This window comes from Streptomyces sp. NPDC093064, assembly GCF_044754605.1.
Lineage (GTDB): Bacteria > Actinomycetota > Actinomycetes > Streptomycetales > Streptomycetaceae > Streptomyces.
Genome location: NZ_JBIVPK010000006.1, coordinates 168,098 through 191,672, shown reverse-complemented (window position 1 = coordinate 191,672; position 23,575 = coordinate 168,098). Strand labels below are relative to the sequence as shown.

The following is a 23,575-nucleotide window of genomic DNA, read 5'->3' as shown; positions in this document are numbered from 1 at the left end:
GGACAACGGATGACTCTCCGCTCGTACGGGGTGACAGGGACGCGCGGACACGGCGCGCGGGCCTACACCCGTCGTACGGAGAGTTCGGTGAGGTCGGGAGGAGACGGTTCCGGTCCGTGGCGCCGGACGTCCCGGTGCGCGGACGTCCACGCCGGTGCCGTGTCGTCGGCGTGCGACGGCAGGGCACGGGCGAGCAGCGCACCGAACCGCGGGTGCTGTTGCTCCGGCTGCGCCTTCTTCAGGCAAGGTCCGTTTCCCGCGGCGGCGGGCGCGCCGAGACCGGCGTCGTCCAGCGTCTCGGGACACGGTGCCACGTGCGGGCCGGCCGCGGTGGAGGAGGACGCCGCCCGGAACGCGGGCGGGGAGGCGGTCGTGGCGCAGAACAGCGCGGCCAGCAGGACGAGCAGCGCGAGGCCGGCGCCCATGGCACCGTGCCGCCTGCGACGCATCGCCGTTCCTCCACTTCGTCGGTCCCGACACCATAGCCCAGGTACCCCCGGGCGTATCGAAGCCGGGGCCGGGCGCGTCATCACAGCGGGACCAGGGCCCACCCCTCGTGCTGACGGAGCGCCAGGTGCCACACGGCGGCCGGTACGACGCCCACGCCGGCCACGAGGGTGTCGGCGGTCAGGCCGCGCCCCGAGAGGCTGTTGGCGCAGGCGAGGACCCGCGCCCCGGTCTCCAGCAGCCGGGTGACCTGTTCGCCCGCCTCGTCCCCCAGCACGAGGTCCAGTCCGGCGCCGTGGACGACGACCTCGACCTCGACGGGTCGATCCGCCGCCGCCACCAGGTTCGTCACCGCGCGCACCACGCGGTCCGGTTGAGGAGCCGCCACGACGACACGTACGGGAGCGGGGAAACCGGCCTCGGCGTTCTCGGCTTTCACGGGGTCACCCTCGCACACCGGACGGCGCCTCGACCGGGGGCCCGCGCGGCGCGGCCCGATCCCACCGGGAGCGGGAACCCGCGGCCCGTGCACAGGCCTGACCGCGGGCGGGCCGTGCCGCCGTCGTGCCCGCTGGTGTCAGCGGTCCTGGGACAGGCGCAGCAGGTCCGCGAAGACCCCGTTCGCCTGCACGAGTTCGTCGTACGCGCCCTGCTCGGTGATGCGGCCCTCCTCCATGACCACGACGTGGTCGGCGATCCTGGTGTTCTCCAGGCGGTGCGTGACGACGATGGTGATGCGTTCGCCGGCGATCGCCTTGATCTTCCCGAAGATGCCGTGCTCGCCCCGCGCGTCCATCTGCGAGGTCGGCTCGTCCAGGATCAGCAGCGGCGTCTGCCGGTACAGCGCCCGTCCGCAGACCAGGCGCTGCCACTGGCCGCCGGACAGTTCGGCACCGCCCCACAGCTCCTTGGCGAGGAGGGTGTCGAGCTGCTGGGGCAGCTTTTCGACCGCCTCCCGCATGCCGACGGCCTCGACCGCCTCCCAGACCGGTCCGTCGTCGTGGGTGCGGGGCTGGCCGAGGGTGTTGTTCTCGCGGGTGCGCAGGGGCCAGCAGGCGAAGTTCTGGGGGACGAGGGCGGTGCGCCGCCATACGGCGTCGGGGTCGGCGTCGGCGAGGTCGGTGCCGTCCCACAGGACGCGTCCCTTGTCCGCGAGGAGGATGCCGGTGATGAGCTTGGCCAGGGTGGACTTGCCGGAGCCGTTCTCGCCGACGACGGCGAGGATCTGGCCGCGGCGCAGGGTGAGCGACACACCGTTGACGGCCGGTTCGACCTTGTCCGGGTACCGGTAGACGACTTCGTCGAGCCGGATCTCGTCCACGCGTTCGGGGATGGCCAGTTCACCGCGTCTGGGGGCGCGTTCGCGGGCCACGTCGAGGAAGGACCGCATGTCGGCGAGGTAGAGCGAGGTGTGGAACATGGCGGCGCCGTTGACGACGAACTGCGAGAGCGCGGCCAGCGTGGTCTGCACGGCGACCACGGCGGTGGCGGCGACCGGGAGGGCGACACGGCCGGTGGTGGCCAGCCAGGCGAGGGTGGCCCAGGTGCCGAGCAGGAACACACCCCCCAGGGCGCTGGTCGCCGGCACGATGCGCAGCATGCGGGGCGCGGCGGTGAGGGTGCGCTGGTCGATACGGTCGGACAGGGCGCGGTACCAGTAGACCAGGTAGCCGGTCATGCCGTTGGCGCGGACCTCGTCCCCGAAGCGCGAGTAGGTGGCCCACCAGCGCGTCATGGAGCGCACGTTGCGGTCGCCGACGTTGAGGTAGTGGGTCTCGTAGTCGACGCGCGCCGACAGTACGGCGCCGACGCCGGCCGGGACGACGGCCAGCAGGAGCAGCGGCAGCATCAGCGGGTGCAGGGCGGTGATGACACCGCTCGCCGCGATCATGCGGATCAGGGCGGCCGTGAACCGCTGGCTGTCCTGCACCATGAACCGGGTCCGGGTGACACCGACCTCGGCGGCCTCTGCCGGTCGGCGAAGCCGTTCTCGCCGTACGCCGACGCCTCGACCCGGCACACGGCGGCGACGAGCGCGATGTCCGCCTCGGTCATCAGCAGCGGTGTGATCCGCCCGTCGGCGTAGGAGGACAGGGCGCTGCTGATCCGGCCGAGGCCCGCGGCGGCCATCACCACGATCAGCGCGGGCAGCGCGCCGTGCAGGCGTTCGGACACGGTGCCCGTGCCGAGGATGTGGGTCATGGCCCGCGCGGTGAACGCGAGGACGAGCCCGGCCGTGGCGCCCGTGAGGAGCTGGCAGGCCAGGAGGAGCACGACGCCGGTCCTGTCGACGGACCAGGCCATGCGCGCGGTGTGCCCGAGCACGGCGGGAAGCCGGCGGCACATGGCGCCGAAACCGGCCTCCGCCAGCGGATTCCTGCCGTGCTTGCCCTCGAAGGTGATCGTGGCCGGCGGTGGCGGGGGAGGCGTCTTCCCGTTCGCGGTCGAGGTGTCAGTCACCGTCACCTGCATCCCGTTCGCGGTCGAGGTGTCAGTCACCGTCACCTGCATCCCGTTCGCGGTCGAGGTGTCAGTCACCGTCACCTGCATCCCTCCTTGGGGCTCGCACCGCGCCTGGATGGCTCGGCAGTGCCCGGTACAACGAGGTGCCGGGAGATTCGAACACGCTCGATTCCGGACGCAGTGGACCCCTTGTGGAGCAAGGGCCCGCTCGCGCGGTCGCCGCACCTGAGCCGCCGCCGAGCGGTGGCAGGGTGGCCGAAACGCCGCTGCCCGAGTCGCCTGGGGCACGTGGGTTTTCCCAGGGCACGGCCCCGGCTCTCACCGCCGGCCGACCCGCACACCCACGGCTGAGCGCGTCCCCTGCCGAAGGACGTACCGACCCGTTACCTTTCTCCGCGCCGGCCGCCCCGCGCTGACCGAGGCGTGCCCGGGCCGGCCCCTGACATGCCGTCGACCAGCGCTGGAGAGAGCCATATGGGACGCAGCACTCGACCCCGGCCGCCCGCCCGACGCCGGCTGCCCGCCGCCGCGGCCGGTACGACGGCGGCCCTGGTCCTGGCCCTGATGCCCTCGGCGGCCTCGTGTGCCGAACCGGCGCGGCAGGCCGCGCCGCACACGCTGCCCGGCGGCTACAAGCACCTGGTGGTGATCTACGAGGAGAACCACTCCTTCGACAACCTCTACGGCACCTGGGGGCCGGTCGGCGGCCGGCAGGTCGAGGGCCTGGCCCAGGCGACCGCCCGGCAGCGCACACAACGCGCCCAGGACGGCACGCCGTATCGCTGCCTGCTCCAGAACGACGTGAACCTGACCAGCCCGCCCCTGCCGTCGACCTGCCGCGACGCCGCCCACGGGGTCGCGGCGAGCGCGTTCGCCAACGGGCCGTTCACCGTCGACGACCACATCGGGCCGCAGGACCGCACTTGCCCCGCGCCCGGAGTCCGCGCGGACGACGGGGTGGTCAAGGACTCCTCGGGTGCCCTGCCCGGCGGCTGCACCCGGGACCTGGTGCACCGCTTCTACCAGAACCGGTACGCCATCGACGGCGGTCGGCAGGACCGCTACGTCACCGCCTCCGACGCGGTCGGCCTCACGATGGGCCACTACGACACCACGTCACTGCCGATCCACCGCTACCTGCACGCCCCCGGCGCCCCGCGCTACGTCCTGACCGACCACTTCTTCCAGGGCGCGTTCGGCGGTTCCTTCCTCAACCACCAGTACCTGATCGCCGCGCGGGCGCCGCAGGACACCAGCGGCGGTGCGTCCGGCGCGAAGAACACGGTCCTCGACGCCGACGGCATGCCGACTTCTTACCCGCTGTACAAGGCGACCGGCCCGGTGACGGACGGCGCCCTGACCACCGCCTGCCCGGACGGCGACCCGGCCGACTACGCGCACGCCTGCGGCAACCTGGCCGTCAACACGGTGCAGCCGTCCAGCGCACCGCACGGCAGCGGCCCCCGGATCCCGCTGATCGACGACGCGAAGTACCCCAACATCGGCGACCGGCTCACCACCGCCGGCATCCCCTGGAACTGGTACTCCGGAGGCTGGAACGACGCGGAGGCCGGGCACCCCGGACCGCTCTTCCAGTACCACCACCAGCCGTTCGCCTACTTCGCCGACTACGCCCCCGGCACCCCGGGCCGCGGCCACCTGCGCGACGAGACGGAGTTCCTGCGCGCGGCCAGGACCGGCACGCTGCCGGCCGTCAGCTTCGTCAAGCCCTACGGCGCCGAGAACGAGCACCCCGGCTACGCCAGCGAGGCGGACGGCAGCGACCACCTCGTCGACCTGCTCAAGACGGTGACGGAGGGCCCGCAGGCCGGCAACACGCTCGTGGTCGTCACCTACGACGAGTTCGGCGGCCAGTGGGACCATCTGCCGCCCCCCGGACCGGGCTCGCCCACGCGCGGCGCCCATGACGCCTGGGGCCCGGGCACCCGCATCCCCGCACTGATCATCTCCCGCTCGCTGCCGCGCTCGGCGGTCGACCACACCGTCTACGACACCACCTCCATCATCGCCACCATCGAACGCAGCTACGGACTCAAGCCCGTCGCCACCCGCGACGCGGTCGTCAACGACCTGTCCCCGGCCGTGGCCGCAGGTGGCCGCGGAAACCCGTAGCCGCAGCCTGCCAGGCGGCGAGGAGTAGCTGGGTGCCGGTTTCGGCCAGCTGCGCCGGGCGGTTCGGTGTCCGAGCACCTTTGTGGGCTTCTCTGTGCCCGGCTGTGGGGCCTCTCCGTGACCGGCTGGGGGACTTCTCAGTGACCGGCGGCGGCCTGCCGGGTGCGGCACGACAAAAGGGTGTATCTGCGCGATGATCGGCATATGCCATGGACTCACCGAAAACGTGGTCCAACGGCCGATCCGGATCGCTCCGCGCACCGTGTCCCTGGTATGGGGACCGCTTCGACCACGGACGAGGAACTGCTCCGCACTCTGTACGCCGAGCATGCGGGCCCCCTGTTCCACTACGCGTTGCGACTGACCTCAGGAGACCGGCAGTGGGCCGAGGACGTCGTGCAGGAGACGCTGCTGCGCGCGTGGCAGCATCCCGCCGCGTTCGAACCGGCTCGCGGTCCGGCGCGCGCATGGCTGTGCACGGTCGCCCGGCACGTGGTCATCGACGGCCACCGCGCCCGCAAGGCCAGGCCGCCCGAGGTGGACGGCGAGGCCCTGGAGCAGGTCGCCGAGCAGACACGGGGCGAGGACCAGATCGAGCAGGCACTGCAGAGCTGGGCGGTGGCCGACGCCCTGCGGACGCTGTCCCCGGACCATCGCGCCGTACTGCTGGAGACGTACTACCGGGGGCGGACCATGGCGGAAGCCGCGGAGGTCCTGGGCATCCCGCTGGGCACCGTGAAGTCGCGAACCTACTACGCCCTGCACGCCCTCAGGCTCGCGCTCCGGGAACGGGGGATCGAGCCATGACGGCGGCGTGGAGGAGGTGTCGACCATGAGCGCGGACCATGACGCCCTCCGGCCGGCGCTGGGCGGATACGTCCTCGGCGCGCTGTCCCCGGCGGAGAGCGAGGAGGTGCGGGCCCACCTCGCGGTGTGCGACGACTGCCGGCACGAGCACGCGGAGCTGGCGGGACTGCCGGCCCTGCTCGCGACGGTCACCGAAGCCGAAGCCGGAGCTGCTGCCGCCGACGTCGAAGCCGGAGCCGCGGGTCGGGGGATGCCCGCCGTCAGCGGGGACCTCGCCGACCGGCTGGTGCGGCGGGCAGCCGAGACCGCGCCGGACGCCCCTCCGGCACGCTCCGACGTGCCTGCCGCCCCTCAGGCGGCCGAAGCGGGCCTGCTCGACCGGATGCTCCACCAGGCCGCGGCCAGGCGCCGCAGGACCTGGCGGCTCCAGTGGGCCGGAGCCGCCGCCTCCCTGGCGCTCATCGCGGCGTCGATCGGCGGCACATGGCTCGCGACCAGCGCATCCGTGGTCAGTGAGGCGACGCCGCCCGGACCGACCGTGCAGGCGCCGTCACGCACCTTCTCCGGACGCGATCCCGTCACCGGTGTCACCGCCTCGGTGAAGGTCTCGCCCTCGGCGTGGGGCAGTGTCCTCCAGGTCTCCGCCGGAGGGGCGCCCGCGGGCGTCATCTGCCGGTTGCAGGCGATCGGGCCCGGCGGGGCCAGGGCGGACGCCGCCACCTGGCGGGCGGGCCAGTACCCTCCCGGCACCACGATTCCAGGAGCGGTCCCGCTCTCACCGGGAGCCATCCAGCACTTCGAGATCGTCACGGGCGACGGTCAGAAACTGGTCACGATGCGAGCGTAGGCGCGCGAAAGCCCGCACCGCAGAAATATGGCAAAAGGTGCAATCAGTTCCGAACCGTGTGGTACCCGCTCTCCGTGCAACTGGATGAGGGGCCAACTCGGGTATCGCCGAAGCGATTCCACCCGATTCCCGGGCCACCCCTCGGATTCCGGCCTCCGCACCCCACAGAAGAGCCACAAGACCATGTTTGTGACCGATCCTGCCTGTCCGAGCCCACCACTGCTCTCGCACTGCCGTCACCAGGCCATGCTCACTCTCCCCGCCCAGGAGGCGCACGTCTCGGCCGCCCGCCACTTCGCGGCGGATCTGCTGGACTGCTGGCGCGTCCCCCAGTGCGAGCGGGACTCCGCCGTCCTCATCGTCGACGAACTCGCCGCGAACGCCGCCCAGTACGGCCGCGAGCACATGACGCTGCTGCTCCTCCTCGACCACGGCACCCTGCACATCGTCGTCAGCGACTCCGGAACCGCCGTGGAGCACCACCACCGCGAGACGGCCCCGGACGAACACGGCCGCGGCACCGGCATCGTCCGCTACCTCGCGGAGTCGACCGAGGTCCACCAGACACGCGGCGGCCGTGAGGTCCGCGCCTGCCTGCGATGCCGGGCGTGACGGAATCCCACGGTTCCGACCAGAGGGGCAACCAACGGGCCGCCGCGCTGTGTCCCGGGTCGCCCCGTCGCGAGCGATAGCGTTGCGCCCGGATGGCAATTCCCGCGGCGTATGGGGTGATTGATGAAGCAGCAGTTGAACCTGGTGACCTTGGGCGTGGAGGACTTGGCGGTCAGCCGCCGGTTCTACAGCGAAGGCCTGGGCTGGACGCCTCTGCTCGATCTGGACGAGATCGTCTTCTACCAGGTCGGCTGGGGGCTGGCCCTGGGGCTCTTCTCCCTGGCCGACCTGGGCGCCGACACCGGGCAGGCGGCAGTGGCCGGCACCCCCTTCACCCTCGCGCGGAACCTCGATTCGCCCACCGACGTGGACGCGGCCGTGGAGCGGGCCCGTGCGGCGGGGGCGACGGTCCTCAAGGAGCCGCAACGCGCGGCGTTCGGCGGCTACCACGCCTACTTCGCCGACCCCGACGGTCACCGCTGGGAGGTGTGCCACAACCCCGGCTGGTCGGTCGCGGACGACGGCACCGTGACACTGACGCCTGTCGAGGTGCCCGATGCAGAGGACTGACGCGGCCGGGTGCCGTTCGGCCCGGGAGGACGTCGGGAACCAGAGCGACGGCGACGGAGAATCCACCCGGCCGGGTCAACAAGTGGCACGTCTCTGTTGCGGGATGGGCCAGGCAGGTGTTCGGTGGGGCGTGGCCCCTTTCGTTTCGCCTTTCATTCCGCGTGCAGTCGATGGGCCCTGACCGTCGGATCCAGGAGATTCGCCGATGGACATACCCGAAGGTGCCCACCGCAGTCGTCGCCACTTCATCGGCGCCGCGGCGGCTGCCGTCGTCGCGGCCGAACTCGGCATGACCGCCCCCGCGCAGGGCCGGTCCGGGGAAGAAAAGCCGGAGGTTCCTCCCACGGTCAAGCCGGGAGCGAACAAGTCTTTCAGCTCGCTGAAACAGAAAGCCGCCGGTGTTCTGAACGTCGGATATGCCGAGGCCGGCCCCGCGAGTGGTCGCCCGGTCATTCTGCTGCACGGCTGGCCCTACGACATCCACAGCTACGTCGACGTGGCGCCTCTGCTGGCGGCGGAGGGATACAGGGTGATCGTCCCCTATCTCCGGGGCCACGGCACGACACGTTTCCTGTCGAGCAACACGCCCCGCAACGCCCAGCAGTCGGTGTTCGCTCTCGACATCCTTGCCCTGATGGATGCCCTCAAGATCGAGAAGGCGATCCTCGCCGGTTTCGACTGGGGCTCGCGGACGGCCGACATCATCGCCGCTCTCTGGCCGGAGCGCTGCACGGCCCTGGTCTCCGTGACCGGCTACCTGATCACCGACCCCCAGGCGAACAAGCAGCCGTCGCCGCCCGAGTCCGAGTGGGCATGGTGGTACCAGTACTACTTCGCGACGGAGAGGGGCGTGCTCGGCCTCACGAAGTACCGGCACGATTTGGGCAAACTCATCTGGAAGTTCAACTCCCCGACCTGGAAATTCGACGAGGCCACCTTCGATCGCACCGCAGCGGCCTTCCAGAATCCGGACTACGTCAGCATCGTGATCGACAACTACCGGTGGCGGCTGGGACTGGCCAAGGGAGAGTCGCAGTACGACGCCCTGGAAAAGCGGCTCGCCCAAGGACCCGTCATCAAGGTTCCCACGATCACCATCGACGGTGCGGACGATCCCTTCACACCCCCGGGAAACGGTTCGGCCTACCGCAAGAAGTTCTCCGGGAAGTACGCGCACAAAACCCTGAAGGCCGGCCACAACGTGCCGCAGGAAGCACCCCTCGATTTCACCAGGGCCGTCATCGAGGTCGACGGCTTCGCGCAGCCCCTCTCGAAATGAGTTCGAGCACTGTGCCGCCCTATGCCCGGCCGGAGTGGAGGGCGACCGCACGCAGGAGGGCGTCGCGGCACGCGAGGACGGCGGGGTGACGGCTGCGGCCGAGGCGCACGACGGTGGAGATGCGGCGCGCGCGCTGACCGCGGGGGAGCTGCCGCAGAGCGACCGTAGGGGAGTGCCCGTACCAGACCAGGTCCGGAAGGAAGGCGGCCGCGTGCTTCTGCTCGACGAGGCGTAGGTGGAGCAGCAGATCGGTGGTCTCGAACCGTACGTCGGGTTCGAAGCCGGCGTTGCGGCACAGGGTCATGGCCCAGTGCCGTGCGGCCGTGCCTTCGGGTTCCATCACCCAGGGGTGCCCATGGAGCGAGCGCAGCGCCGCCATCGGACTGTCGGTGTCCGGGCTGTCGGCCGGCTCGGGAAGCGCGAGGTGCAGAGGGTCGTCGAGCAGGTCCTCCTGTTCGAGTTCGGACGGCCGCGGATTGGGGTTGCCCGGGTATTCCTCGGCGAGGACCAGGTCGAAGTCTCGGGCCAGCAGGGCGGGTAGGGCCCTTTCGGGCTCCATGTGCGTGACGTGGACGCGCAGTTGCGGGTGGAGGTCGCGCAACAGGCCGAGCGCCGTGGGGATCAGAGCCAGGGCAGCCGTCTGGAACGATGCGATGCGCAGGGTTCCGGTCAGATCGGACAGCGAGGTGGCGATCTCCGCCTCGGCGCGCTCCAGGCGTTCGAGGACCGCTTCGGTATGGGCGACGAGGATCTCGGCCTGCGCGGTCAGCCGCACCCGCCGACCGGCCGGTTCCAGCAGGGGAACGCCGACTTCGGCCTCCAGCTGCGAGAGCTGCTGAGAGACGGAGGAGGGGGCGTAGGACAGGGCGGAGGCGACAGCGGCCAGCGTGCCGCGGTGCTTGAGTTCACGCAGCAGCCGCAGCCGGTGCAGATCGAACATCGCCGGGGCTCTCCTCGCCGTTGCGGAGCGATCCGCTGAATCATCGGTTTCTCCGACGACTATAGGTCGAAAACATTCGCTGGACCGATCATAGGAGGGCATCGGACCCTGAACGTGTGTCTGACAACGCCTCCCGCCGCCGTACGCCGCCGTGGTCCGTGCGACCCCGGGCCCGCACCTGGCGGTGTGGACCCGCACCCGCCGAGGTGCGGGACTTCCATACCGCGATGCCCGGCTACTCACCCACTCCACTGACCGAACTCCCCTCACTCGCATCCGAGTCGGGCGTCGGTCGGGTCTTCGTCAAGGACGAGTCGTGTCGTCTGGGGCTGCCCGCGTTCAAGGCGCTGGGCGCGACCTGGGCGGTCCACCGGACCCTTGCCGAGCGGGCCGCGAGCAGCGGGGAGGCGGGACCGGTCGTGCTGGTGACCGCCACCGACGGCAACCACGGCCGGGCGGTGGCCCGCACGGCACGCCTGCTCGGACAGCACGCCCACGTCTTCGTGCCGCGGGGAGTGCATCCGCAGGCCGTGGCGGCCATAACCGCCGAGAAGGCGGAGGTGACCGAGGTCCCGGGGTCCTACGACGAGGCCGTGCGCCGCGCCGCCGAGGCGGCCGCCGCGCCGGACGCGGTCCTGGTCCAGGACACCGCCTGGCCCGGCTACGAACGGATCCCCGGGTGGATCGTCGAGGGCTACTCGACCCTCTGCGCGGAGATCGACGAGCAACTGGCGGCCGAAGGGGCCGCCGACGGCCCCGACCTCGTCTCCATACCGGTCGGCGTGGGCTCCCTGGCCCAGGCCGTGGTCACCCACTACCGCAGCCGCCCCTCCGGGCGCGCTCCGGCGCTGCTGTCGGTGGAGCCGCAGGCAGCGGCCTGCGTGCTCGAAAGCCTCACCCGCGGCGAACCCGTCACCGTCACCGGCGGCGACACCACCATGGCGGGGCTGAACTGCGGCACCCCCTCCAGCATCGCCTGGCCCTACCTGCACGGTGGGCTGGACGCCGCTGTGGCCGTCCCCGACGCCGACAGCGCCCGCGCGGCCGTCCGCCTCGCGGCCCTCGGGGTCTCCTCGGGCCCCTGCGGGGCCGCCGCGCTCGCCGGTCTGAGCACGGTGCTGACCGGCGTGGGCGGCGAGGAGCGCCGTACGGCCCTGGGGCTCGACGCGACCTCGGTGGTCGTGCTGCTGAGCACCGAGGGCCGGGACGCCAACCCGCACTCCCTCGCCGACCACTGAATGCGCCCCACCGGAAGGACCCCCGTGTTACCCACCCCCGTCAGTCCGATCAGGAGGAGGCCGGCGTGCTGACCCACTTCGCAGCCGCGCTCGGTGTCCTCGGCCTGCTGACCGTCGTGCCCGGCCCGGACATGGCGGTGGTCACCCGACGCGCCCTGATGGCCGGGCCCGGGGACGCGCTGCGCACCGTGGGCGGGATCGTGACCGGGCTGCTGCTCTGGGGCGCGCTGAGCGTGGCCGGACTCGCGGCCGTGCTCGCCGCCTCACCCACGGCCTACCTGGTCGTCAAGCTCCTCGGCGCCGGGTACCTGGTCTTCCTGGGTGCGCAGGCGCTGTGGCAGAACCGCCGCAGTGCCTCGCGGACCGCCCTCCAGGGCACCGGCTCCCCCGCCGTCGGGAGCCCGTGGCGGACCGGCCTGGTCAGCAACGCCCTCAATCCGAAGGTCGCCGTCTTCTACTCCGGACTGCTCCCCACGCTGGCCCCGCCGCAGCTGCCCGCCGCCTGGGCCATGACGCTGCTGGTCCTCCTCCATGCCACCCTGAGCCTCACCTGGCTGGGCGGCTATGCTCTTCTGCTGTCCAGGGCCGGGCGCGTCCTCGAAAGGCCGGGGACCCGCCGCATGCTGGGGCGGACCACGGGCGTCGTACTGATCGGTCTCGGTCTCGTGGTCGCGACCACGGCCGGCTGACCCCGCGCCCCCGGCCCGAGGCGCAATCGAAAGTTAAACCCGCGGTCACCTGCGGTCGGTTCGCGCGACGTCGCGGTACCGGACAAAGGTAAGTGACCCAAACATGCACAAGAAGGGCGGCACCCCCGTGCCACACCTGTTGACCTCGCTCCTCACGCAGGTGGCGGTCGCCGTGATCGAGGCGCTCGTCATCCGTCTGCTCGTCCAGCTCTGGAACGCCTTCGCCCGCAGCGGCCGCCCGATGGCAGCCGCTGCTTGAGGAATCGCAGGCGTATCCCGAGTACCTGACCCGAGCACCCCGAGCACCTGATCGCGCACCCTGAGTACCTGACCTGAGCACCTGATCTCAGGCAGGACCTCAGTGGCACTCCCAGGCAGGACCCTCAGTGGCAGTCGAGCAGTCCCGCGGACTGCTTGGCGGCCAGGATCCGACGCACGCTGTCGTCGACCTTGGCTCGGAAGGACGCGTCCTGCCGCATCCGGGCCTCGATGGCCTGCGTCATCGCGGGCACGGTGCTCGGCCGCACCGTGAGGATCATGTTTCCGCCCGCCGCGATGAAGTTCACGGCCCGCTGGGCGGGGCTGAAGGACCGCACCGCGACCGCGTTCCCGATGTCGTCCGAGATCACCACGCCCTTGAAGCCGAGCTTGCCGCGCAGCAGCTCACCGATGACCGTCGGTGAGAAGGCCGCCAGGTGCTTGGGGTCGATCTTGGTGTAGGTGGCCGACGAGACCATCACGAAGGGGGAGCCGGCCCGTATCCCGGCCTGGAAGGGCTGAAGGCTGGAGCTGCTCGCGGTCGTCACCGAGTCCACCACGTTGGCCGTGGTGTCGGTGTTGCCGATCACCTGGCCCAGCCCGGGAAAGTGCTTGAGCGTGGTCATCACGCCCGACTGCGCGAAGCCCGCGGCGAAGGCGCCGGAGTGGGAGGTCACGGTCTCCGGGGTGTGGCCGTACTCCCGCTTGAAGGACCCGATGGGCATGTTGCGGGTGCCCAGGGCGGCCGGCACCACGTCGGCGATCGGCGCCAGGTTGAGGTCGACCCCGGCGGCCTTCATCTGCTTGGCCCATCCGGCGGCCTGGCTGCGCAGTGTCGCGGTCGGCCAGCTGCCCTGGGTCAGGCCGTTGGGTATGGCCGAGAAGCCGGGGCCGTTCAGTACCTGTACCTGGCCGCCCTCCTGGTCGGTGGAGACCAGCAGGCCGACGCGGCGGCCGCCGACCTGGTCCGCTTGGGCCCGGAAGCCGTCGACCGTCTTCCTGGTCGCCGCCGTGCCGGCGGTGCTGCGGCCGGTCAGCATGATGGCGCCCACGTGGTTGTCGCGCAGGGTGCGCAGCTGGGCCTGGTCGGGGTGGGCCGCGGAGATCCCGCCCATGAGGAGCTGCCCGACCCGCTGAGCGGTGGTCATTCCGGAGAAGTAGCGGTCGGTGCAGGTGGCGGCCTGTGTCGGCGAGGGCGTGCTCGCCGCGGCGGGGGGTGCGTCGCTGGTGGTGGGGGAGCGGGGTGAGTCGCCTATTCGCCCGGGCGTGACCGACGCACCGCAGCCGGTGGCGGCCAGCGCCAGGGTGACCAGCGGTGCCGCGCAGCGCAGGGCTGTGGAACGGCGGCTCCTGATCTGCCGGACACGTGATGTCATGGGTTCGTCTCCTGGCCTGTGCGGGTGCGGTGGCCTCCCCCCCAGCCGCCTGTCTCGCGGCTGTTTCCTCGTGGCGAGCCGCGCTCGCCACGACCATCTCACGGTACTTTATTGGGCATTTGTCCGCCCCTTCGGTGACTACACAGGGTGCCGAAGCCTCCAGTGACGGAAAGGGCCGGTGCCGGCAGCGGTTGTCGCTGCCGGCACCGGCCCTTTCGTGCGCGTGTGCGTGCGCTGGATCAGTACCGCGTGGGCGGGATCAGTACGCGGAGTTGACCCTGTCGATGGAACCGTACCGGTGGGCCGCGTAGTTGGCCGCCGCGGTGATGTTGGCCACCGGGTCGGTGAGGCTGTGGGCCGTGCCGGCGACGTGGTAGGCGTTGAACGTGGGGGAGATGACCTGGAGGAGACCCTTGGAGGGGGTGCCCTTGCGGGCGTTGATGTCCCAGTTGTTCTGGGCGTTGGGGTTGCCCCCGGACTCGCGCATGATGTTGCGGTGCAGGCCCTCGTAGCTACCGGGGATGCCCTTGGCCTTCATGATGGCCAGGGACTGCTTGATCCAGCCGTCGAGGTTGTTGCCGTAGCCGGTCTTGCCGCTGTAGGCGGTGTGGCTTTCGCTGGAGCGGGCCGCGGCCACGGAGCCGTGCACCTGGGTCGCTTCGGCTGCCTGTGCGGGCGACGGCATCAGGGTCAGGGCGGCGGCAGCGGCGCCGGTCGTGGCGATGCCAGTGAGGGTGAGGGTGCGCAGGCGGGCGAAGCGGTTGGTGCGAGTGGCCGTGGTCATACGGAAGTAACCCTCCAGTGGGGGACGTCGTCAGGGGTGCCACCGCAATCGATTGCGGCGGCGTGGGGGCGGAGCCCCGCGCTGCACTGGCCGCGGGTGGAGCCGGCGGAGTTCGCCGGGTCGTCCGTCCCGTGGCTCGGAGCAACGACAGCAATGTTTAGCCGTCGGCCGGACGGGGCGCAATGATGTGACGTACTACCCGACTACGTAGTAAATGCCCGAAATGTTCTACAGTGGGGCTTTCTTCGCTGCTTGGGGCGACATGCTCGCTACGACCGGGCTTAGGACGTGATCTGGCTCCTATGGGTGGCATCACATCCGCGGGCCTCTTGAGGCCGTTGTTCGGGCCCCAGTGGCGCAGAAAACAGGCCGGATGTCGGCGCTTCAGCGGAAGGGCATCCCTGCGGGAGCCGGCGCCCCGGAGGGAGGGGGTCCCCGCAAGGCAGGAAAAGGGCACCCTCGATCCAAAGGGTCCCTTTGAGGTTCTCAAAGTAGAAGTGTTAACGTTTTACCGTGAAGACAGCAGCCGCGTACCGCGCAGACGCCTCCTATGGCGTCTGCCGTGCCGTCATGGGCGTATCGCTCGTGGCGCGCCTGCATGTCGATCTCTGCCGCTGCGTGTCCGCGGCTTGTCGCGCCTGACCGCGAACTCATCGATGCAGCGGCGCTGTTGACGTCTCTTCTGCGCGCCGCTCCTGTAAGTCCCCGCTCGAACTCATCTTTCCGCGCGTCCCTACTGGAGTGTGTCCGTGTCCGCGAACACCGCTGATCCGAAGCCCGCGAACTCCGGCTTCCGGATACCCGTCCCCTTCTGGGCCCAAGTCCTGCTCGGTCTCGTCGTCGGCCTGGTCCTCGGCTTCGTCGCCCGCACCTACGACGTGTCCTGGCTCGCCACCACCCTCGACAAGGTGGGCGGCATCTTCGTGCAGCTTCTGAAGCTGGCCGTGGCACCGCTGGTCTTCTTCGCGATCATGGTGTCGATCACCAATCTGCGGAAGGTCAACAACGCGGCCCGCCTGGCCGGCCGCACCCTCCTCTGGTTCATGATCACCTCGTTGATCGCGGTCGTCATCGGCCTCGTCATCGGGCTGGTCTCCAACCCGGGTTCCGGCTCCGCCCTCACCCCGGCCGACGGTGGCAAGCCGGACCACGCCGGCAGCTGGCTCGACTTCCTCACCGGCATCATCCCGACCGACGTCATCACGCCGTTCACCGAGCTCAACGTGCTTCAGATCGTCTTCATGGCGGTCGTCGCCGGTATCGCGATCCTCAAGATCGGCCCTAAGGCCCAGCCGGTCCTCACGCTCTCCGAGTCCATCCTGGAGCTGCTCCAGAAGGCCCTGTGGTGGGTGATCCTGCTCGCCCCGATCGGCTCCGCGGGCCTCATCGGCCGCGCCATCGTGCAGTACGGCTGGAACCTGCTCGGCAACTACGCGACCTTCACCGCCGACATCTACATCGGCTGCGCCCTGGTCCTGTTCGGCGTCTACCCGCTGCTGCTCGCCGTCGTCGGGAAGCTGAACCCGATCCAGTTCTTCAAGGGCGCCTGGCCCGCCATCCAGTTGGCGTTCGTCTCGCGCTCCTCGGTCGGCACCATGCCGGTCACCCAGCAGTCGGCGATCCGCCTCGGCGTCCCGAAGGACTACGCCTCCTTCGCCGTGCCGTTCGGCGCGACGACCAAGATGGACGGCTGCGCGGCCATCTACCCGGCCATTTCCGCGATTTTCGTGGCCCAGATCTTCGATGTGCAGCTCGGCATCAAGGAGTACCTGCTCATCGCCTTCGTCTCGGTGATCGGCTCGGCGGCCACCGCCGGTCTGACGGGCGCGACCGTCATGCTGACGCTCACCCTGTCCACCCTCGGCCTGCCGATGGAGGGCGTGGGCCTGCTCCTCGCCATCGACCCGATCCTGGACATGATGCGCACGGCGACCAACGTCGCGGGGCAGGCGCTCGTCCCGGTGCTCGTCTCGGCCCGTGAGAAGATCCTGGACCACTCGAAGTACGACAACGCCTCGGCCTCCCCGGCCGACCACGCGGAGAGCCTCTACGACGACCCGAAGCAGGCCGAGAGCCTTTACGACGACCCGAAGCTGGCCGCCCCGGTGTCCGTCTGACGCCCCGCCTCATTCCGGGTTCACAACCTCCTCCGCCCTGACGGCTGTTGGCCGGCAGGGCGGAGGTGCGTTCCGAGGGCGGGAACCGCGCGTGACGACAGGCGCCGGGGAGTGGCGCAGTCGGCACGGATGTCGGCCGAATGTCCCCGGCGTCCGGCACGGCGGCTACTTCTTGTGGCAGCCCCACTTGCCGTGGACCTTCGTGTAGTGCTTACCCTTCGGGCACCTCTTGTGGCGCGGCGTCTTGGTGGGGTCCGATGCGGACGCGTGGTGGCTGTCGGACACCTTGGCGTTCGCCGGCACCGCGAAGGCGGTTCCTGTAGAGGCCACGGCTGCTCCGCTGGCGAGCATGCCTGCGGCGACGCTGGCGGTCAGAGCGCGTATGATCCTGCTTCGCATGATCGACTGCCTTTCTGTAGTCGGCGTCACTGCCTCTCAGATCGATTCTTGGCACCGCCCCCCGCAGCCCGCATGTCGATCACGTGCAGGCTCGCGCCCGCGATCGCAACTATCGGCCCGCACATCGGCCTTGGGGCGCCGCGAGAATGCGAACACACCGCGCGTGGCCGACTCCCGTAAAGTTCCCGGTCATGACCGAGCTGCGCGGCGCCTTTGTGGTCCTCCGCCCCACGGCCCGCGAGGACATCCCCGCCCTGGCCGAGATACGGGCCACACCGGAAGTACGTGCACGGTGGAGGGGCGGGGACGACCTCGCGGCGGACATCGCGGCCGATCTGGAGGACCCTCACACCCGGTGCCTGACCGTCGACTTCCGGGAGCGGCCCATCGGCGTGATCCAGTGGCATGCCGAGGAGGAGCCGGACTACCGGCACGCGGGCATCGACATCTTCCTCGATCCCGCGGTGCACGGCAGGGGCCTGGGCACCGACGCCGTACGGACCCTGGCCTGTCATCTCGTCGACACCCACGGCTACCACCGCCTGGTCATCGACCCGGCGGCCGACAACACGGCGGCGATCCGCTGCTACACCAAGGCCGGTTTCCGGCCCGTGGGCATCATGCGGCAGTACGAGCGCGGCACGGACGGCACCTGGCACGACGGCCTTCTGATGGACCTCCTGGCCGACGAACTGGTGCGCTGAAGCCCGTGACGCAGCGTGCCGGAGTCATGGTCTGACGCTCAGGCACCAACGGCGCTCGCCTTCGTGCCATGCGTCGGTGGGCGCGAGCCCGGCGGCGGTGGCGACGGCAGCGGATGCCCGATGGTCGGGGTGAATGTGGGCGACGACGGTCCGCACCGGCCGGCGGCCCAGCCAGTCGACGAGTGCCCGTGCGGCCTCGCCGGCGATGCCTCGTCCCTGCCACGGGGTCCCCACCACCCAGGCGATCTCGGCGACGGGCCCGTGGCCGGAGGGGCTGACCGTCGCCTGAACCGTGCCCGTCAGGCAGGACTCCTCCCGGAGCCGGATCACCCAGTTCAGCCAGGAGACGGCCGGATCGGGAGAGCCGGCCGTCATGCGCTCGTAGCGCGAGCGCAGGGCTCGCGGGGTGTCCGGCGTGCCGCCGATGAAGGCGTGCAGGGCCGGATCGGACAGCACCGCGGCCATCTCCTCGGCGTGCTCGACGTGCAGCGGCAGCAGGTCCAGCCGCCTGGTGCTGATGGGGTGGGCCGCGAGGGTGCTCATGCCCGCAACTCAACCATGCGGGCGTCGGCTGCGGCTGCCGGGGAGGCGGTCGGCGGGGACGCGTACCTTTCCGGGACGCGGTGTGCGGAGGGTCAGTGGGCGGGGCGGTCGGTGATCCAGCGGGCGGCGAGCAGGCCGGAGGCGGCGGTGAGGGCCGCGGCCGCGATGACGGTGGCGTTCAGGCCGAGGGCGTCGGAGAGGACACCGGCGACGAGGGCTCCGGCGGCGTAGCCGACGTCGCGCCAGAACCGGTAGGTACCCAGCGCGTTGGCCCGCCAGGTGGGGTGGGCGTGGTCGGAGACGGAGGCGATCAGGGCGGGGTAGACCATGGCGGTGCCGATGCCGAGGAAGACGGCGGAGACGATGCCGGCGAGCAGGGGGCGCGGGAGCAGGGCGAGGGCGAGGACGAAGCCGGCGGCCTGGACCAGCATGCCGGTGACGATGAGGGGTTTGCGGCCGACGCGGTCGGCGTAGTGGCCGGTGGCGATCTGCCCGAAGCCCCACAGCAGCGGATACAGGCCCTTGATCAGGCCGACGGCGGCGAGACCGAGGCCGTGGTCGGTGAACAGCAGGGGGAAGACGCCCCAGGTGAGGCCGTCGTTGAGATTGTTGATCAGGCCTGCCTGGCTGGCGCCGCGCAGGGAGCGGTGGCGCCAGGAGGTGCGGGCGAAAGCCTGTGCGAGGCCGGTGTTCCGCTCCGCGGGCACAAGCGCGGGGTGTTGGGAGAGTTCGAGGGCGACATGCGCGGCGGTGTCGCGGACGACGACGGACAGGGCCAGTCCGGCCACGACGAAGACGACGCCGATCAGCTCGGGCGCGGGGCGCAGGCCGTAGGACGTGGTGAGGTAGCCGGTGAGCAGGGCGGTGGCGCCCACGGCGGCGTACCCGGCGGCTTCGTTCAGACCGGTGGCGAGGCCCCGGCGGGCGGGGCCCACGAGGTCGATCTTCATGTTCACGGTCATCGACCAGGTCAGGCCCTGGTTGACGCCGAGCAGGACGTTCGCGGCGACGATCCAGCCCCACGAGGGTGCCCAGGCGAGGACGAAGGGCACGGGGATCCCGATGAGCCAGCCCGCCATCAGCAGTTGCTTGCGGCGGAAACGCGCGGTGAGCGCCCCGGCGGCGAGGTTCGTGAACGCCTTGGTCATGCCGAAGGCGACGATGAAGGAGAACACGGCCAGGTCGCTGGTGAGATGGAAGACCCCGGTGCCGATGAGCGGCACCGTCGTGCGCTCCAGCCCGACCAGGCCGCCCACACAGGTGTTGACGACGACGAGCAGGGTGAACTGAAGCCAGTTCTCCCGCAGGCCCAGCCGTACCGGCGCGGGGGCCGCCGAGGCCTCGACGGTGGGAGGGGTGGTCATCGGTCGCTCTCCTGTGTCTTGCGTGAGGTGCCCGCCGGTGGTGGCGCCGTGGTCGGCGGGCCCGCCGTCGAGGACGGCCAGGCCGGTGCGGCCGTCCAGGACGAGATACGAGGGGAGTGCATGTGGTGGCACGCACCGCCGCCACCTACGATATTCCATGGATTTATGGAAGAGTGTCGTCGGGGTCCTCGCTGAGGGGCACACATCCGTCTTCGGACGGTATAAAGCCTGATCGGAGGGGTGCCGTGGAGACGTGCGACCGTCCCGTCCGCCGCCACAAGGAGAAACATGACCGAGAACCATGCCCGGGGTCCGTCGACGGCCTGGACCCTGCCGACCTGATGGGCCGACCGCGCCCAGGCACTCGACGCCTGACCACGCCTGGGCGCCCGGCCCGCACCCCTTCCCACCGGGTGGCGGGAACTGTCCGCCATCGAAAGGAGACCCACCCGTGACGAGCACCGCAGCTTCGTCCACTCTTGCCGCCGGCCCCGACGTGCAGCGCCGCATCCTGAAAGTCCTCGTCGCCTCCCAGATCCTCAGCGGGGCGGGGCTCGCGGCGGGCATCACCGTCGGAGCCCTGCTGGCTCAGGACATGCTCGGCACCACGGGTCTGGCCGGACTGCCCAGCGCCCTGTTCACCGCGGGCAGCGCGCTCGCCGCGATAGGCGTCGGCCGTATATCCCAGGCCCGGGGTCGCCGCCCCGGCCTGGCCGCCGGATACCTCACCGGCGCGGTCGGCAGTGCCGGTGTCCTCGCCGCCGTGGGCCTCGGCAGCCCCGTCCTGCTGTTCATCGCGCTGTTCGTCTACGGTGCCGGGACCGCCACCAACCTCCAGGCCCGCTACGCCGGAGCCGACCTCGCCGCTCCCACCCACCGTGCCCGCGCCGTGTCCACCGTCCTGGTCGCCACCACCCTCGGCGGCGTCGTCGGCCCCAACCTCGCCGCCCCCACCGGCGACCTCGCCGCCGCCCTCGGCATCCCCCGTCTGGCCGGGCCCTTCCTTCTCGCCGGGGCCGCGTACGCGGCGGCCGCCGTCGTCCTGGCCCTCTGGCTGCGCCCCGACCCCCTCCTGCTGGCCCGCACCCTCGCCGAAGCGGAGCAGGCCCCCGCCGCGCGGCCGGCGCAGGCCGGCCCGGCCGCCGAGGAGGCGTCGGCGAAGCCGCGCGGCGGCGTCGTGCTCGGGGCCCTGGTCATGATCCTCACTCAACTCGTCATGGTCGCGGTGATGACCATGACCCCGGTCCACATGCACGACCACGGTCACGGCACCGCCGCCTCCGGCCTGGTCATCGCCATCCACGTCGGCGCGATGTACCTGCCCTCGCCGCTGACCGGCCGCCTCGTCGACCGCTACGGCCGCATCGCGCTCGCCGCCGCCTCCGGGGTCACCCTCCTCGTCGCGGGCCTGGTCGCCGCCGTCGTCCCCGGCGACTCCGTCGCCCTGCTGGCGCTCGCCCTGGCGCTGCTCGGTCTCGGCTGGAACTTCGGCCTGGTCTCGGGAACCGCGATCATCACCGACGCGGTGCCGCTGGCGACCCGCGCCAAGACCCAGGGCATGGTCGACGTCTCCATCGCCATCGCGGGCGCCACCGGAGGACTGGCCTCCGGCATCGTCGTCGACCTCGCCGGCTATCCCGTCCTCGCCCTGACCGGTGGTGTCCTCGCCCTGGCCGTCCTCCCGGCGATCGCCGTCACCGCCCACAGCCGGTGAACCGGTGAAGAGGACGGCACGGCCGCCCGTGCGGCGAACGCCACGACCCCCAGCTGTCCGGCGGCAGCTCGGGTACCATATTCCATAGAATTTTGGAGGAAAGGGAGCAGATCATGGCGGAGACGGCCACGAAGGCGCGGCTCTACGACGCGTTCGCGGCCAGCGGGAAGGCGCTGGCCAGCGGGAAGCGGCTGGAACTGCTCGACCTCCTCGCCCAGGGCGAGCGCACGGTCGACGCGCTCGCGAAGGCGGCGGGACTGAACCTGACGACCGCCTCCGCGCACCTCCAGACCCTCAAGCAGGCCGGGTTCGTCAGCACCCGGCGTGAGGGCGTACGCATCCACTACCGGCTCGCCGGCGACGATGTCGCCGAGTTGTTCGCCCTGCTGCGCAAGGTCGCCGAGACCCATCAGGCCGGCGTTCCGGCCGCCCGCGACGCCTACCTCGGCGACAGTGGCGGTCGCACGGTCACCCGGGACGAGCTGCGGACCCGCGCGGAATCCGGGCAGGTGGTGCTCCTGGATGTGCGCCCGGTCGAGGAGTACCGGGCCGGGCACATTCCCGGCGCCGTCTCCATCCCCGTCGAGGAACTGGCCGACCGCGTCGGTGAACTGCCCGAGGACGCCGAGGTCGTCGTCTACTGCCGCGGCGAATACTGCGTCCTCGCCCACGACGCGGTCCGCCTCCTCAGCGAGAACGGACGCCGAGCCATCCGCCTCAACGACGGCATGCTCGAATGGCGCCTGGCGGAGCTGCCCGTGGACGCGGGAGCCGGCGCATGACCCACCGTCCGCCGCCGCCCCCGGGCCTGACCGGCGGACCGGTCTACCTCGACTACAACGCCACCACACCCGTCGACCCGCGCGTCGTGGAAGCGATGCTGCCCCACCTGACCGGCCACTTCGGCAACCCCTCCAGCACCCACCCCTACGGCAGCGAACCCCGCCGCGCCCTCACGGCGGCGCGCACCCGGGTCGCCGAGCTGATCGGTGCCCGACCGGGCGAGATCGTCTTCACCGCCTCCGGCTCCGAGGCCGACCTGCTCGCCCTGCGCGGAGCCACCCTGGCCGCCACCCGGACCCGCCCCCACGTCATCACCCAGGCCACCGAACATCCGGCGATCCTCGCCACCTGCCAGGCCCTCGAACGCCTCCACGACGCACGGATCACGGTGCTGCCTGTCGACCGCGAGGGCGTTGTCGACCCGGCCGCGCTGACCGCCGCGCTCGACGAGGGCACCGTGCTGGTCTCGGTCATGGTCGCCAACAACGAGACCGGCGCCCTCCAGCCGGTGAGGGAACTGGCCGACGCCGCCCACCGGGCCGGAGCGCTGTTCCACTGCGACGCCGCTCAGGCCGCCGGGAAAATTCCGCTGGACGTACGGGAGTTGGGCGCCGACCTGCTCACGGTCGTCGGGCACAAGATGTACGCGCCCAAGGGTGCGGCCGCCCTGTTCGTGCGCGACGGCGTGCGACTGGAGCCGGTCGTCTACGGCGGAGGCCAGGAACGCGGGCTGCGCGCCGGCACCGAGAACGTCGCCCTCGCCGTAGCCCTGGGCGCGGCCGCGCAGCTCGCCGCCGACGACCTCGCCGACGGTGCGCACGAGCGGATCAGGGACCTCCGCGACGAACTGCACCAGCGACTCGTGGACGCCCTGCCCGGACGGGTCCGTCTCAACGGGCCCGTCGAACAGCGGCTGCCGAACACGCTGAACATCAGCATCGACGGCGTACCGGGACACCGCGTCCTGGACGGCGCACCCCGGATCGCCGCGTCCACCGGCTCGGCGTGCCACAGTGGCACCCACACCCCCTCGCCGGTCCTCACCGCCATGGGCACCGATCCCGTGCGGGCCCTGGAAGCCGTCCGGCTCTCCCTCGGCCGCTGGACCACCCGGGACGAGATCACGGCAGCCGCGACCGCGATCGCCGCCGCGGTCACCGACGCGACGAACGCCTCCGTGGCAGGCACCCGGTGACCGCCGCCGCCGGCGAGGCGGACATCACGGTCGACGGCACCGGACTCCTGTGCGTCACGCTCCTGCTCAGACTCCGCGCCGCCATCGACGGCGCCGCCCCCGGCACCCACGTACACGTCATCGCCACCGACCCCGCCGCCCCGCTCGACCTCCCCGCCTGGTGCCACATGACCGGCCACCACTACCTCGGCCCCGTCCCCCACACCACCGAACCCCCGGTCTACGCCCTCCGCCTGACCACCAACGCCCGCCCCACCCACCCCAACGCCCCCTGGCACACCACCGAACCGACCCCCTAACAGCGGGAGTTCAT

At 71.3% G+C, this 23,575-nt stretch carries 23 protein-coding genes and 1 pseudogene; 15 read left to right on the top strand and 9 right to left on the bottom strand.

The window, feature by feature from the left end; genetic code table 11:
• Nucleotides 1-62: 62 nt before the first annotated feature.
• The 3 genes and pseudogenes from ACIQFZ_RS10470 to ACIQFZ_RS10460 form a co-directional block, all read right to left on the bottom strand.
• Entirely contained in the window at nt 63-449 is a 387-nt protein-coding gene (locus ACIQFZ_RS10470; protein ID WP_376651479.1) for a hypothetical protein, read from the bottom strand.
• A gap of 80 nt (nt 450-529) precedes the next feature.
• Nucleotides 530-886, bottom strand: a complete 357-nt coding sequence (locus ACIQFZ_RS10465) for a DsrE family protein (protein WP_365775109.1) — start codon at nt 884-886, stop codon at nt 530-532.
• 138 nt (nt 887-1,024) lie between these two features.
• Nucleotides 1,025-2,919: pseudogene (locus tag ACIQFZ_RS10460) on the bottom strand (ATP-binding cassette domain-containing protein).
• Between the two features lie 465 nt (nt 2,920-3,384).
• Between ACIQFZ_RS10460 and ACIQFZ_RS10455 the strand changes: the two are divergent.
• The 6 genes from ACIQFZ_RS10455 (at nt 3,385) to ACIQFZ_RS10430 (ending at nt 9,158) form a co-directional block, all read left to right on the top strand.
• Nucleotides 3,385-5,043 (top strand): alkaline phosphatase family protein, encoded by a 1,659-nt coding sequence (locus ACIQFZ_RS10455; RefSeq protein ID WP_402691049.1) that lies wholly within the window; start codon nt 3,385-3,387, stop codon nt 5,041-5,043.
• Between the two features lie 273 nt (nt 5,044-5,316).
• Complete coding sequence (locus tag ACIQFZ_RS10450) at nt 5,317-5,850, top strand: sigma-70 family RNA polymerase sigma factor (RefSeq protein ID WP_365418681.1); 534 nt, start codon at nt 5,317-5,319, stop codon at nt 5,848-5,850.
• 25 nt (nt 5,851-5,875) lie between these two features.
• On the top strand, nt 5,876-6,697 hold the full coding sequence (locus tag ACIQFZ_RS10445) for a zf-HC2 domain-containing protein (protein ID WP_402691048.1): 822 nt from the start codon (nt 5,876-5,878) through the stop codon (nt 6,695-6,697).
• Nucleotides 6,698-6,943: 246 nt separating this feature from the next.
• Nucleotides 6,944-7,309, top strand: a complete 366-nt coding sequence (locus tag ACIQFZ_RS10440; RefSeq protein WP_365418687.1) for an ATP-binding protein — start codon at nt 6,944-6,946, stop codon at nt 7,307-7,309.
• Nucleotides 7,310-7,432: 123 nt separating this feature from the next.
• Entirely contained in the window at nt 7,433-7,879 is a 447-nt protein-coding gene (locus tag ACIQFZ_RS10435; protein ID WP_365418690.1) for a VOC family protein, read from the top strand.
• Between the two features lie 205 nt (nt 7,880-8,084).
• Nucleotides 8,085-9,158 carry an alpha/beta fold hydrolase gene (locus tag ACIQFZ_RS10430; protein WP_402691047.1) on the top strand — a complete coding sequence of 358 codons (1,074 nt, stop codon included), beginning with the start codon at nt 8,085-8,087 and terminating at the stop codon, nt 9,156-9,158.
• 19 nt (nt 9,159-9,177) lie between these two features.
• On the opposite strand, the gene ACIQFZ_RS10425 is transcribed toward ACIQFZ_RS10430, so the two are convergent.
• Nucleotides 9,178-10,098 (bottom strand): LysR substrate-binding domain-containing protein, encoded by a 921-nt coding sequence (locus ACIQFZ_RS10425; RefSeq protein WP_376651482.1) that lies wholly within the window; start codon nt 10,096-10,098, stop codon nt 9,178-9,180.
• Nucleotides 10,099-10,214: 116 nt separating this feature from the next.
• On the opposite strand from ACIQFZ_RS10425, the gene ACIQFZ_RS10420 reads away from it, so the two are divergent.
• The 3 genes from ACIQFZ_RS10420 to ACIQFZ_RS10410 all read left to right on the top strand — a co-directional run bounded on the left by ACIQFZ_RS10420 (nt 10,215) and on the right by ACIQFZ_RS10410 (nt 12,284).
• Entirely contained in the window at nt 10,215-11,336 is a 1,122-nt protein-coding gene (locus tag ACIQFZ_RS10420) for a diaminopropionate ammonia-lyase (RefSeq protein ID WP_402691046.1), read from the top strand.
• A gap of 65 nt (nt 11,337-11,401) precedes the next feature.
• The gene (locus ACIQFZ_RS10415; protein ID WP_376651484.1) at nt 11,402-12,025 is read left to right on the top strand and encodes a LysE family translocator; all 624 of its coding nucleotides are present in this window, start codon (nt 11,402-11,404) and stop codon (nt 12,023-12,025) included.
• Between the two features lie 103 nt (nt 12,026-12,128).
• A complete protein-coding gene (locus ACIQFZ_RS10410; protein WP_361419721.1) occupies nt 12,129-12,284 on the top strand; it encodes a hypothetical protein in 156 nt (51 codons plus the stop codon).
• A gap of 124 nt (nt 12,285-12,408) precedes the next feature.
• Here the strand turns inward: ACIQFZ_RS10410 and ACIQFZ_RS10405 are convergent, their stop codons facing one another.
• Together ACIQFZ_RS10405 and ACIQFZ_RS10400 are read right to left on the bottom strand one after the other, a co-directional pair.
• A complete protein-coding gene (locus ACIQFZ_RS10405; RefSeq protein ID WP_402691045.1) occupies nt 12,409-13,659 on the bottom strand; it encodes a glycoside hydrolase family 3 N-terminal domain-containing protein in 1,251 nt (416 codons plus the stop codon).
• A 259-nt stretch (nt 13,660-13,918) separates the two neighbouring features.
• Nucleotides 13,919-14,443: a transglycosylase SLT domain-containing protein gene (locus ACIQFZ_RS10400; RefSeq protein ID WP_365436848.1), complete on the bottom strand. Its 525-nt coding sequence runs from the start codon at nt 14,441-14,443 to the stop codon at nt 13,919-13,921.
• Between the two features lie 749 nt (nt 14,444-15,192).
• Between ACIQFZ_RS10400 and ACIQFZ_RS10395 the strand changes: the two genes are divergently transcribed.
• Nucleotides 15,193-16,560 carry a dicarboxylate/amino acid:cation symporter gene (locus ACIQFZ_RS10395; protein WP_376651486.1) on the top strand — a complete coding sequence of 456 codons (1,368 nt, stop codon included), beginning with the start codon at nt 15,193-15,195 and terminating at the stop codon, nt 16,558-16,560.
• A gap of 165 nt (nt 16,561-16,725) precedes the next feature.
• On the opposite strand, the gene ACIQFZ_RS10390 is transcribed toward ACIQFZ_RS10395, so the two are convergent.
• Nucleotides 16,726-16,959 (bottom strand): hypothetical protein, encoded by a 234-nt coding sequence (locus ACIQFZ_RS10390; RefSeq protein ID WP_365432862.1) that lies wholly within the window; start codon nt 16,957-16,959, stop codon nt 16,726-16,728.
• Between the two features lie 191 nt (nt 16,960-17,150).
• Here ACIQFZ_RS10390 and ACIQFZ_RS10385 point away from each other — a divergent pair, with 191 nt between their 5' ends.
• The gene (locus tag ACIQFZ_RS10385) at nt 17,151-17,663 is read left to right on the top strand and encodes a GNAT family N-acetyltransferase (RefSeq protein ID WP_402691044.1); all 513 of its coding nucleotides are present in this window, start codon (nt 17,151-17,153) and stop codon (nt 17,661-17,663) included.
• A 24-nt stretch (nt 17,664-17,687) separates the two neighbouring features.
• Here ACIQFZ_RS10385 and ACIQFZ_RS10380 read toward each other — a convergent pair whose 3' ends face one another.
• Together ACIQFZ_RS10380 and ACIQFZ_RS10375 are read right to left on the bottom strand one after the other, a co-directional pair.
• Nucleotides 17,688-18,206 carry a GNAT family N-acetyltransferase gene (locus tag ACIQFZ_RS10380; protein WP_402691043.1) on the bottom strand — a complete coding sequence of 173 codons (519 nt, stop codon included), beginning with the start codon at nt 18,204-18,206 and terminating at the stop codon, nt 17,688-17,690.
• A gap of 92 nt (nt 18,207-18,298) precedes the next feature.
• The gene (locus ACIQFZ_RS10375; RefSeq protein ID WP_402691042.1) at nt 18,299-19,702 is read right to left on the bottom strand and encodes an MFS transporter; all 1,404 of its coding nucleotides are present in this window, start codon (nt 19,700-19,702) and stop codon (nt 18,299-18,301) included.
• 319 nt (nt 19,703-20,021) lie between these two features.
• On the opposite strand from ACIQFZ_RS10375, the gene ACIQFZ_RS10370 reads away from it, so the two are divergent.
• The 4 genes from ACIQFZ_RS10370 (at nt 20,022) to ACIQFZ_RS10355 (ending at nt 23,561) form a co-directional block, all read left to right on the top strand.
• Nucleotides 20,022-21,284, top strand: a complete 1,263-nt coding sequence (locus ACIQFZ_RS10370; RefSeq protein WP_402691041.1) for an MFS transporter — start codon at nt 20,022-20,024, stop codon at nt 21,282-21,284.
• A 113-nt stretch (nt 21,285-21,397) separates the two neighbouring features.
• The gene (locus tag ACIQFZ_RS10365; RefSeq protein ID WP_365432847.1) at nt 21,398-22,066 is read left to right on the top strand and encodes a metalloregulator ArsR/SmtB family transcription factor; all 669 of its coding nucleotides are present in this window, start codon (nt 21,398-21,400) and stop codon (nt 22,064-22,066) included.
• Nucleotides 22,063-23,262, top strand: a complete 1,200-nt coding sequence (locus ACIQFZ_RS10360) for a cysteine desulfurase family protein (RefSeq protein WP_402691040.1) — start codon at nt 22,063-22,065, stop codon at nt 23,260-23,262. The genes ACIQFZ_RS10365 and ACIQFZ_RS10360 overlap by 4 nt, the downstream gene beginning before the upstream one ends.
• Nucleotides 23,259-23,561, top strand: a complete 303-nt coding sequence (locus ACIQFZ_RS10355; protein ID WP_383063453.1) for a sulfurtransferase TusA family protein — start codon at nt 23,259-23,261, stop codon at nt 23,559-23,561. Before ACIQFZ_RS10360 ends, ACIQFZ_RS10355 begins: the two co-directional genes overlap by 4 nt.
• The last annotated feature ends 14 nt before the right edge of the window (nt 23,562-23,575 follow it).